The organism is Candidatus Methylarchaceae archaeon HK02M2 (genome assembly GCA_024256165.1).
Taxonomy (GTDB): Archaea; Thermoproteota; Nitrososphaeria; order Nitrososphaerales; family JACAEJ01; genus HK02M2.
The window spans coordinates 65,164-76,115 of sequence record JAKLZG010000091.1 but is presented as its reverse complement, the minus strand read 5'-3'; the positions used below and the strand labels follow the sequence as shown (position 1 = coordinate 76,115).

7 protein-coding genes, 1 tRNA gene, 1 rRNA gene and 1 other RNA gene are annotated in these 10,952 nt (G+C 37.3%); 5 read left to right on the top strand and 5 right to left on the bottom strand.

Annotated features, from left to right (window positions below):
* Nucleotides 1-508: ribosomal RNA gene (locus tag L6N96_07385) — 23S ribosomal RNA — on the top strand; the annotation flags it as partial.
* A 77-nt stretch (nt 509-585) separates the two neighbouring features.
* Here L6N96_07385 and amrS read toward each other — a convergent pair.
* Nucleotides 586-1,632, bottom strand: coding sequence for an AmmeMemoRadiSam system radical SAM enzyme (amrS, locus tag L6N96_07380; GenBank protein ID MCP8323976.1), 1,047 nt, complete (start codon nt 1,630-1,632; stop codon nt 586-588).
* Between the two features lie 80 nt (nt 1,633-1,712).
* Here amrS and L6N96_07375 point away from each other — a divergent pair, with 80 nt between their 5' ends.
* Entirely contained in the window at nt 1,713-2,207 is a 495-nt protein-coding gene (locus L6N96_07375) for an Lrp/AsnC ligand binding domain-containing protein (protein ID MCP8323975.1), read from the top strand.
* 108 nt (nt 2,208-2,315) lie between these two features.
* On the opposite strand, the gene rnpB is transcribed toward L6N96_07375, so the two are convergent.
* Both rnpB and L6N96_07365 read right to left on the bottom strand, forming a co-directional pair.
* An RNA gene (gene rnpB / locus L6N96_07370) (RNase P RNA component) lies at nt 2,316-2,598 on the bottom strand.
* A gap of 70 nt (nt 2,599-2,668) precedes the next feature.
* Complete coding sequence (locus L6N96_07365; GenBank protein MCP8323974.1) at nt 2,669-3,157, bottom strand: DUF367 family protein; 489 nt, start codon at nt 3,155-3,157, stop codon at nt 2,669-2,671.
* 274 nt (nt 3,158-3,431) lie between these two features.
* Here L6N96_07365 and ppdK point away from each other — a divergent pair, with 274 nt between their 5' ends.
* The gene (ppdK, locus tag L6N96_07360; GenBank protein MCP8323973.1) at nt 3,432-6,074 is read left to right on the top strand and encodes a pyruvate, phosphate dikinase; all 2,643 of its coding nucleotides are present in this window, start codon (nt 3,432-3,434) and stop codon (nt 6,072-6,074) included.
* A gap of 11 nt (nt 6,075-6,085) precedes the next feature.
* Here ppdK and serB read toward each other — a convergent pair whose 3' ends face one another.
* Nucleotides 6,086-7,267: a phosphoserine phosphatase SerB gene (gene serB, locus L6N96_07355; protein MCP8323972.1), complete on the bottom strand. Its 1,182-nt coding sequence runs from the start codon at nt 7,265-7,267 to the stop codon at nt 6,086-6,088.
* Between the two features lie 571 nt (nt 7,268-7,838).
* Between serB and L6N96_07350 the strand changes: the two genes are divergently transcribed.
* Both L6N96_07350 and L6N96_07345 read left to right on the top strand, forming a co-directional pair.
* Nucleotides 7,839-7,927 (top strand) — tRNA-Gln (locus L6N96_07350).
* Nucleotides 7,928-8,408: 481 nt separating this feature from the next.
* Complete coding sequence (locus L6N96_07345; GenBank protein ID MCP8323971.1) at nt 8,409-9,671, top strand: amino acid permease; 1,263 nt, start codon at nt 8,409-8,411, stop codon at nt 9,669-9,671.
* A gap of 113 nt (nt 9,672-9,784) precedes the next feature.
* Here L6N96_07345 and L6N96_07340 read toward each other — a convergent pair whose 3' ends face one another.
* Nucleotides 9,785-10,615, bottom strand: a complete 831-nt coding sequence (locus L6N96_07340; protein ID MCP8323970.1) for an Mrp/NBP35 family ATP-binding protein — start codon at nt 10,613-10,615, stop codon at nt 9,785-9,787.
* Between the last annotated feature and the right edge of the window lie 337 nt (nt 10,616-10,952).

Genomic DNA, 10,952 nt, shown 5'->3' with positions numbered 1-10,952 from the left:
CTGAAGATGACAGAAAAGTTACCCCAGGGATAACAGGCTCGTCGCGGGCGAGAGCTCCCATCGACCCCGCGGTTTGGTACCTCGATGTCGGCTCTTCCCATCCTGGCCCTGCAGCAGGGGCCAAGGGCGGGGCTGCTCGCCCATTAAAGGGGAACGTGAGCTGGGTTTAGACCGTCGTGAGACAGGTCGGTCTCTATCTGATGGGGGCGGAGGCCATCTGAGGGGAAGTTGCCCTCAGTACGAGAGGAACGGGGCAACGCGGCCTCTGGTGTACCGGTTGTCCGAAAGGGCAAAGCCGGGCAGCTAAGCCGTTAAGGATAAGAGCTGAAAGCATCTAAGCTCGAAGCCTTTCCCGAGAAAAGATGACCATTCGAGCTTTACCTCCGTAAGGTGGTAAGCTTGAACGAGAGCCGCAATAGAAGATTGCGTTGATGGGGTGGTGGTGTAAGCTGGAAGGGTTGCCGACCAGTTCAGCCAGCCACTCCCAATCGCTCAAGGCGTTAGGAAATAAAGTCTCTTCCATAAGGGCGCAAAAGCTATGCATGGCGTTGTATCAAGCCCTTCTTTCCTTCTTAAAGCTCAACTCTAGAGATTGTTGGATAGAATAGTTCTGTTCAACTTTCCAACTATAGGTATCTTATAGCCACAATAGATACATCTGTTTTGTCCATTCAAGTACCAACCAGTGATATCCCAACCAATCCTCTTCACAACTATCCTATTACATCCAGGACAATATGTATGCTCGAATTTATGACCAAGGACATTTCCCACATATACATACCTTAACCCAACCTCTTTGGCTATATCATAGTGTCTCTCTAAAGTTTCGACGGGTGTAGGATGAAGGTACGTAAGTTTGTAATTGGGTTGGAACCTCAAGAAATGAATGGGAGTATCAGGGCCAAGATTTTCATAAAGCCATTTCGATAGCTTTCTTGCCTCTTCAAGATTATCGCCTATTTTTGGAATTATTAAGTTGGTTATTTCTATATGAATTTTTGTCTTATCTTTAATATCTAATAATGTCTGAAAGATGGGGTTGACGTTTGGAACGCCAACATACTTCTTGAGGAAGTTAGTCTCACCGTTTCCCTTGAAGTCTATTACAATACAATCAAGAAAATTGTTCATCATCTTTACAGTATTTAAGGTGCAGTAGCCGTTCGATACAAATATATTAATTAATCCCTTTTCTCTAGCGATTTCTCCAATATCATGTGCATATTCTATATATATAGTAGGCTCATTATATGTATAGGCAATACCTTGACATCCATAATCTTCTGCTAATTGCACTACTTCCTTTGGTGATACCTCTGTACCTTCGACTTTTTTACATTGGCTAATATTATAATTCTGGCAATATTGGCAAAGCCAATTACAGCCTGTCGTGCCTATCGAAAAGACCTTGGAACCGGGCAAATAATGGATGATAGGTTTCTTCTCTATAGGATCCACATGATCTGCGATGATTTTACCGTAAACTAATAGGTACAACTTGTCGCCTATATTCTGTCTAACCCCACAGAACCCTATCTTTCCTTTAGGGATATTGCAGTAGCGGGTGCAAGCAATGCACTTTACTCTATCGTTAGGCAATCGCTTATATAGTACAGCTTCCTTGATCAATTTTCTACAAGTAATGACAATCAATTATATAAGAAAATTAATTAATATAATTGTGGTCTCTTAATTGGAGGAATGCATAAATGTATGTCTGGTTAATGGTTTCTGCAAAAAGGGCTAGCCTTGACGTTGGTAAGTTGATTCGGGATAGCCTCAATCTTGATGCTATCGAGGTTTTGGGTTTATATGATATAGTTGTTAGGGCAAATGTAAAAAGTCTTAATGATCTTTGGGAAAATTATATTTCATTACTCAACTCTCTTCCTCTCGTTGGCAGTTGCACGACTTACCTTTCCCTCTCTGAGAGAACAAAGCAGACAATTCAAAGACCGTCTGCATTTATGCTTATTAAAGCTACACAGTCTGAACATATAGAAATACAAGGTAAAATCTTTGATATTGATGAAGTTCAAAAAGTAGATATTGTTCTTGGTGCTTATGACATGATCGCTGAAGTCGTCGCAAATTCGATAGCTGATGTTTTCAAAGTCGTTCGTAAAGTGATTAATGTATCAAACGATATACTAAGAACAGTGACTATGATTACTTTTCCAAATGAGTCATTATCGTTAGAATAATCTTGATTTTTACTGGAGACCGGATTCTTTATAGTTCCTTATTTAACTTACTGTTTTACTTCTCGAAATGGTTATCTGACCACAACAATGTTTACAATTCAGGGGGATGCGTGTCGGCAGTAGCCCTCTTTTTGTTTTAAGCGGGATTCGACTTAGCGACCTACCCAAGTCTCATGCAGAATTCATCGACTTATTTTGGTCTTGCTCCACATGGGTCAACCGTTTCACTCCTACCCAGAAATCTCAATAAAACTATCATCGTACACTCTGGTTCGGATTTCGTTTCTGTTTTGTTGCCAACCATCTCTGGTTACGCCTCACAGCGTCATGTTTCTGCATGGAGAGAGGAGCTTCCTCAGGACACAGTCCCGTCACCCACTCACCGACTCACATCCATTAAAATTATTGGGACTTATATTGTATTAGTCTTTCGATTATGTATTATTTTAGGCATTTAAAGATCAACTATTTCGATAAAAATATTCTTTCTCAATCTCTAGAATTTCCTTAGAGTTTTTAGCAAGTCTATAATCCTCAAGGGGGTCTTTGTTTAATTGTATAAAATTAAGCCCCCACTTAAATATAGATAACAATTTCTCACTTTGCTCAAGAAAGTCCGATATATAAAGCGCAGAAGCAAGTGCTTCGACCGAGCTAAGCATAGAGATTTTACCGTAATTTACAGGATTAGAAGCGATCAACAGAGGTAGCCGCCTATTTAAGCCTTTAAATTTTTTTATATAGACTTCATTTACTCTTTTCCATGAACAATCTATGGCCACAAGTCCATAGCCTAAATGTTGCTTTTCTTGAGGTGAAAAGATGTCTTCTACCTTCGGATTTAAAGTAATACCATTTTTAGGTATTGCATTTCTTCGAAAAATCTGTTTGACCAAACCTAAACGGTGGAGCTTTGCTGCCGTGCATTTCCTTTGATCATCTTGTCTCATTTGGTAAACGTAGAGCTGAATTATTTTTGTTATAATGACTCTCCTCAAAACTATAATAGTTAAAAAGGTTAAATATAATTTTGATTATTCTAAGAGTCAACTATATACTTTCGAATATACTCAATACTTATACATAAGTATCTTCTCATGCTTAATATATATTCCTTAAAAGTTTGACTTTTAGAAAGCACATACTATGAACTTTTTATTTGCTTTAGAAATGCAAAATATTTAATATCATACCCCCATACTACAAAAGAGGCAGATCAAGCATATGTGGGTCTTTTTATTCGAAGAAGGAAATGCAAAGTCAAGGTCACTTTTAGGAGGTAAAGGAGCGAATCTAGCTGAAATGACAAGAATTGGCTTACCCGTCCCTCCGGGTATAACCATAACAACCGAAGCCTGTAGGAAATATATTGATATAGGTAGACGCTTTCCGGATGGCTTAGAAAATGAAGTCTTAGAAAAGATAAAATATATTGAAAATAAAGTTGGTATGAAATTTGGCGATTACTTCAATCCTTTACTCCTTTCTATCCGATCTGGAGCACCAGTCTCTATGCCAGGAATGATGGACACTGTCCTCAATCTTGGTCTAAACAATATAACTGTATTAGGCTTAGCAAAAACGACCAATAATGAGAGATTAGCTTATGATTGTTATAGACGTTTTATGGAAATGTTCGGCAACGTTGTCCTAAATATTAAGCGTGAAAAATTTGAGATAATATTAGAAGAATATAAAGAAAAATTAGGTGTAAAGTTAGATATCGAGTTAAATGATGAAGCTTTAAAGGAGATAGTTGAAGAATATAAAAATCTAATAGAAAAGGAGACTGGGGACGATTTTCCTCAAGACCCTTATAAACAACTTTTCATGGCTATAAGTGCAGTCTTTGATTCATGGAATACTCCAAGGGCCAAAAAATACCGTGAAATCAATAAAATCTCGAACGACATAGGTACAGCTGTCAATATTCAAGCGATGGTATTTGGAAACAGAGGTCCAAGTTCAGGTACCGGCGTAGCCTTTACTCGCAACCCTTCAACTGGTGAAAATAAGCTATACGGAGAGTACCTTATGAATGCTCAAGGTGAAGATGTAGTAGCTGGAATACGCACACCCAAGTCGATAGAAGAGATGAGGGAAGAAGCACCAAAGATATATGAGGAATTAGAACGAACTTGTTATCTCTTAGAAAAACATTATAGGGATTTACAAGATATCGAGTTTACGATAGAGAACGGAAAATTCTACATGTTACAGACAAGGTCTGGAAAACGCACAGCTCAAGCAGCAGTTAAGATTGCAGTAGATATGGTTAAGGAAGGGTTAATCAGCAATGAGGAGGCAATAATCAGGATAAGGCCCAACCAGATTGAACAATTATTACATAGGCGAATAGACCCTAATGCTAATATAGAAATTATAGCCAAGGGGCTCCCAGCATCTCCTGGAGCTGCCTCTGGGGTCGTTATCTTCGATGTAAATGAAGCAGACAAACGTGGGAGTTCTGGAGAGAAAGTCATTTTAGTTAGAGCAGAAACTACTCCTGAAGATATTCATGGCATGGTCGCAGCGCAAGGTATCTTGACCAGCAGAGGTGGAATGACGAGCCATGCTGCTGTAGTAGCAAGGGGCATGGGAAAACCTTGTGTCTCAGGGGCTGGTGATGTAAAGATAGACCTTGATGCTAAAAAATTTAATGTAGGTGGTATAACGATCAAGAAAGAGGATGTCCTCACTATTGATGGTTCCAGAGGGTATGTAATTAGGGGAGAGGTACCCACCTTAGAACCAGAGTTGAGCTCCGAGTTGCAAGAACTGTTAAATTGGGCAGATGAAATCCGAACTTTAGGCGTTAGAACCAATGCAGATACACCAGAAGGTGCAGAGAGGGCAAGAATGTTCGGAGCAGAAGGGATAGGTCTATGTCGTACAGAGCGGATGTTCAATGCTCAAGATCGCCTACCAATTGTGCAAGAAATGATAATGGCTACTACAGAAGAAGAAAGGAAGAATGTTTTAAATAAGCTATTACCTATGCAGAAGAGCGACTTTAAGGAAATCTTCAAGATTATGAATAATCTTCCTGTGACGATCAGGCTGCTAGATCTTCCGTTACATGAATTTTTACCTAAATTAGAGGACCTACTTGTTGAAACGACGGAGTTAAGGCTTTTAGGAACAGATGAGAAAACCCTTGCTGAGAAAACAAAGATTCTTAAGAAGGTTCAGACTCTAAATGAACATAACCCGATGCTCGGCCATCGTGGTTGCAGGTTGGGCATACGCTATCCCGAAATTTACGAAATGCAAACACGAGCGATATTCGAAGCCGCTATCGAACTCGCCAAAGACGGTTTAGGTGCAAAATTAGAGATAATGTTACCTTTAGTAGGCAAAGCAAGTGAGATAAAGTTCCTAAGGGAAAAGATACAACAAATAGCAGATAAGGTATTAGAAGAGGCTGGAATTAAGATGAATTATTTGATAGGAACCATGATCGAAGTACCAAGAGCAGCTTTAACAGCTGATGAGATAGCTAAATACGCACAGTTTTTCTCATTTGGTACCAATGATCTGACTCAGACAGTTTTTGGTTATAGTAGGGATGATGCTGAAGCTAAGTTCTTGTACAATTATCTTAACGAGAATATCTTAGAGGCCAATCCATTTGAGACAATAGATCGTATAGGTTTAGGTAAGTTAATGAAGATTTGTGTAGATCTAGGAAAAAAGATTAGAAATAATATCAAAATAGGAATCTGCGGAGAACATGGAGGAGACCCAGCATCTATTGAGTTCTGCCATGAAATTGGTTTAAATTATGTGAGCTGCTCTCCCTTTAGGGTACCTGTAGCGAGATTCGCTGCTGCTCAAGCCAAGATCAAAACGAGTACTAAAATTTGAAAAAATAAAGATTAATAGTCTTTAAATTCACTCAAACAATAGATCAAACCACTTAAATTGTCCTTCTTTATAACACCGTCTGCAATTTTTCTCAAGATTGCCTTAGCATCGAAGGCAATGCCCAAACCAGCTTCCATGAGCATAAATCTATCATTCGCCCCATCTCCTATGGCGATAACCTCTTCTCTTTTGATTCCTTCTTTTTCTATAAGTTTTTGTATTGATTTTCTCTTCATCTCAGCATCGATTATCGGCTCCTTGACTTCTCCTGTGAGTTTGCCATTTTCAATTATTAGTTCATTAGCAAACACATAATCTATATCGAATTTTTCCTTGATTTTATCTGTGAAATAAGAAAAACTTCCTGTTATAATCGCTATTTTACAACCAAGCTCTTTCAAAATCAGCAGAAGATCCTCGACCCCACTACTAAATGAGATATTATTTAGAATTTCATCTAAAATAGAAACTTCCAGACCTTTTAAGAGCCCAACTCTTTCCTTCAGAGCTTTAGTATAATCTATCTCTCCTTCCATAGCTCTTCTTGTTATTGATTTGACCTTTTTCCCAACTCCCGCTATAGCACTAATTTCATCGATTATTTCCTGCTGGATGAAAGTAGAATCTAAATCACAGACAACAAGTTTTTTCGCTTTTCGAAAAACATCTTGTCTTTGAATTATAGCACTCAAGCCTAGCCCTAGGCTTACTTCATGAAGTAAATTTTTTAAATTATTGAAATCTATTGACAGATTCTCTGTATTTAAAAGTAGTTCCATAGCGATCGTATCACCCCTTGCCATCATCTTCGCCCTTTCGATATTGACACCGTTTTCTGCACATATATTGGAAAATTTAGCTACTATCCCTGGTCTATCTTTACCTATTATTGTTAATAATATCAATTTCCTCTCTTCTTTTCTCCTTAGACCTTCATCTAATATGTAAGGTTCAACAGATATCTTCACTTTTAGTTCTCTGCCTTTTTTAATGAGTTTTTCTTTTATTTTATTTACAGTTTGAGTAGAGTTTGTAAAATCTGATATTATAAACATAGCAAAGAGTTTTCTAATTACTGTTTGATCTATATCCACGATATTAATATTTGCATCTGCTAAGATTTCTGAAATTCCAGCTACAAGCCCAGGTCTATCTAAGCCTTGGACTGTAATAATATATAATTGATTACTCATGAGACTACACTTTTTCTATCTTGCTTTAAAGGTGTTCATGATTAGATCTTCTATAGATTTTTAGCAATCTTCTCTATAAGCCCCTAACTCTCCTTAGAATATTACTGCTTTTTTAAACTTTAGACAAATGTATGCACTTTATAATTTAATTTAAAATCAGTTACATACTTTTTTAGCGATGTTATAAAATGCATACCTGACGATCTTCACTTCTTTCCAACTTAATCGATATAAAGAAATTTTAAAATGTTTGCTTAACCCACGACAAAGTCCAATAATACCCGTTTTTATCATGTAATCAGCAAGAAAAAACCTTTCCTCTCATGATGCTTTGATATTTGAGTTTCAAAATGCATTAAATAATAGTTGTGAGACCTGTATCCTATCAAAATAATATCGCAAAACTTTTCCATCTCTGTATACAAGAAACTATGATCCAAAGCCAAATTAATTTAGATAGCTATGTTCTAATTGTCATTATCAACTGTATAGAAAATCCAAATGACAAAGATACTTTCTATAGTCAAAGTTTAAATGAACCGAATAAACTGATCTATTAATCTTATAATTTAGCCCGGTGGTGTAGCGGTCAAGCATAGCGGGCTTTGGAAGATTGTCTGAAGTTACCCGCTGACGCCAGTTCGAATCTGGCCCGGGCTATCTTTGTATTTTTAAGTGAATGAAATTATACTTCTAATAACTATCCTAGTAGATTTAAATGATTTATGCTAAATTATGAGACTTGAGTTTACTAATATATCTAAACATTCAGAGATATATTAGTAAACTCTATCTCTTTATAAAGTAAGATTCTAGATCAGTATCCTTTTGCTATAACGTCTCCTGGAAAATGAAATCCCAAATACACAACTGAAAATCCTATCAAGAATGAGAGCATAACAAGCGGAGCTCCCAATTTAGGCTTATCGAACAATATTGGGAAAGTTAGACCAAATACAAGCATTGTGGTTGTCGAAGGAACCCATTCTCAAATCTAAATTTTCCACTTTCTTGATCTTTAATTCTAGATAATATATATTCAAATGGATAGTTCAAGCTAAAGATTTTATTTCTAAAAACGTTTTCCATATTAGATAGTTTATATATAAACTCTGTTCTTGACCCAGATTATGTGATTTCTTTGAGAAGGGAGATCGGGCTCTTCGAAGTAACTATGTGGGGTGTAGGGATAATTCTGGGAGCAGGAGTTTATGTATTGGTAGGTGAGGCAGCTGGCATAGCAGGAAATTCTGTTTGGCTTTCATTTGTATTGGGTGCAGCAATTGCCTCTCTAACAGGCCTGAGTTATGCCGAGCTTTCATCAATGTTTCCGAAGGAAGCCGCAGAGTACGTCTACGTCAGATTTGCTTGCAAGTCCGAAATCTTGGCCTTTATAATCGGCTGGTTAGTAATTTTGACTGGTATAATATCTGTGTCGACTGTGGCTCTAGGCTTCGCTGGCTATTTTCAAGGCCTTTTCAGTCTCCCCATAATCCCAATCGCTATAATTCTAATACTATTATTATCGTACATCAACTACTTAGGGATAAAAGAGTCAACAAAAATAAATATTTTTTTCACTTTGGTGGAGATATTTGGGTTAATCCTCATTATCGTGATAGGCATAGGAAGTTTAGGTAAAGTATATCTTCTCGAAGCGCCTAATGGTTTATCTGGAGTCCTATCTGCTTCGGCTCTGATATTCTTTGCCTATCTAGGCTTTGAAGATATTGTTAATATAGCTGAAGAGACCAGAAATCCAAAAAAAATTATTCCAAAAGCGTTAATTTTTTCAATACTAATAACAACGTGTCTATACGTATTTGTGGCCTCAGCTGTAGTAAGCTTAGCATCCTGGATAGATCTTGGAAGTTCCAATTCGCCTCTTGCCTTCGCAGCTTCCCGGGCTCTAGGTGAAAATGCTTTTACTATCATATCTTTAATAGCCTTATTTGCTACGAGCAATACGGTTTTAATTATGTTAGTTGTGGGTTCTAGAATGATCTATGGTATGGCTAGGGAGGGTGCTTTACCAATGGTTCTCTCAAAGATCAACTCTAAAAGAGGTACACCTTCGCTGGCAGTTCTCTTCATAATGATCTCTTCTATAATTTTTGTTTTCTTTGGGAACCTAGAGTTTGTGGCTAGCTTAACGAGTTTTGGGGCCTTTATTACTTTCGCATTTGTTAACATTTCGTTGATTCACTTAAGATATAGTGAATCCGAGTTGAAGAGATCTTTTAAGGCTCCTTTAAACATAGGTAGATTTTCAGTAACTGCTTTCCTGGGTCTTCTATCATGTTTTCTAATGATTCTTCAATTTAGTATATCTATAATTTTATCAGGCTCTCTTCTAGTTATAGGAGGTATAATTTTATATAAACTTCTAAAGATGCGAAATTAAACAATAAAGTTCGATTTCATTTTTGTTATAATGAAGAAATGTCGATCATCTTAGAATGACGCAAAGATAAAATATCTCTGTTTAATTTCTAAATATCTCTCAAATTAGTCTGTTCATTCTTTCTTAAGGAAGTCTTCAATTTTATCTACGATCTTCATAAATTCTTTGGCGGCTGGAGAATCTGAATGCTTAGTAATAAAAGGAGAACCTTGATCAGAGTCTTCACATATTCGTGGATCGATTGGAATTCTCCCGAGAAAAGGAACGTTAAGGTCATCTGATATCTTCTGACCTCCACCTACTCTAAAGATGTCCGTTTCAGCACCACACTTTGGGCAGACAAAACCACTCATATTTTCTAGGATTCCAATTATCGGCGCATTCAATTTCTGGGTGAAAGTAACTGCCTTTTTGACAACAATCTGAGAAACCTCTGAGGGGATAGTGACTATAATGACACCGTCTATATTTGGTATAATTTGCATTATGCTAAGTGCTTCATCACCGGTTCCAGGTGGAAGATCTATAAGGAGGAAATCAAGTTCACCCCAAACCACATCAGCTAGAAACTGCCTTATGGCTACAGACTTCAATGGACCACGCCATATTACTGGTGTTTCATCAGCTTGAAGGAAAAAGTCCATTGATATGATCTTTATTCCTAGTGGCCCTGTTGCAGGGAAGATTCCCGGTGGACCGGCTTCTAACTGTTGCTTTCTCGCTCCAATCATCTTTGGTATACTAGGTCCTGTGATGTCTGCATCTAGAATACCTACCAGATTTGATCGACCTTTCCATGCCAAAGCGACCGCCAAGTTAGTGGCTACAGTACTTTTTCCAACTCCACCCTTACCGCTAAGCACAACTATCTTATGCTTGATCTTAGCCATCCAAGCATTTATACGACGCTCCTGTTCATTCATCGCCTTACTTCTATTTTGCATGGATTACTCGCACCATATTACTTTATTAGTTTCTGAATTCATTCTTCTATTAATAATTTTAAAATGAATATTTACATTCATCATGCTAATTCCACAATATATACAAAAAAACAGCTTGTAATCAAATAGAGTGTAATATACTCTCCCAAGTGTAATTGAGTAAAATACTCTTCTAAGTCTCTAAAGTAAGTAAAAAGATGTGGATCAATATACATTCCCTGAAAAATTACATTCTCTTATATTAACTAATAACAATCTCTGTTAAATGGAATTGATACATATAGAGAGAGATTATAATATTCAAGGCTACATTGTAAACTAAAGACTGCAAAGGCGC

Coding starts and splice junctions, on each gene's coding strand:
- L6N96_07340 (MCP8323970.1), bottom strand. CDS start 10,615: ATGCAAAATAGAAGTAAGGCGATGAATGAACAGGAGCGTCGTATAAAT.
- ppdK (MCP8323973.1), top strand. CDS start 3,432: ATGTGGGTCTTTTTATTCGAAGAAGGAAATGCAAAGTCAAGGTCACTT.
- L6N96_07365 (MCP8323974.1), bottom strand. CDS start 3,157: ATGAGACAAGATGATCAAAGGAAATGCACGGCAGCAAAGCTCCACCGT.
- L6N96_07375 (MCP8323975.1), top strand. CDS start 1,713: ATGTATGTCTGGTTAATGGTTTCTGCAAAAAGGGCTAGCCTTGACGTT.
- serB (MCP8323972.1), bottom strand. CDS start 7,267: ATGAGTAATCAATTATATATTATTACAGTCCAAGGCTTAGATAGACCT.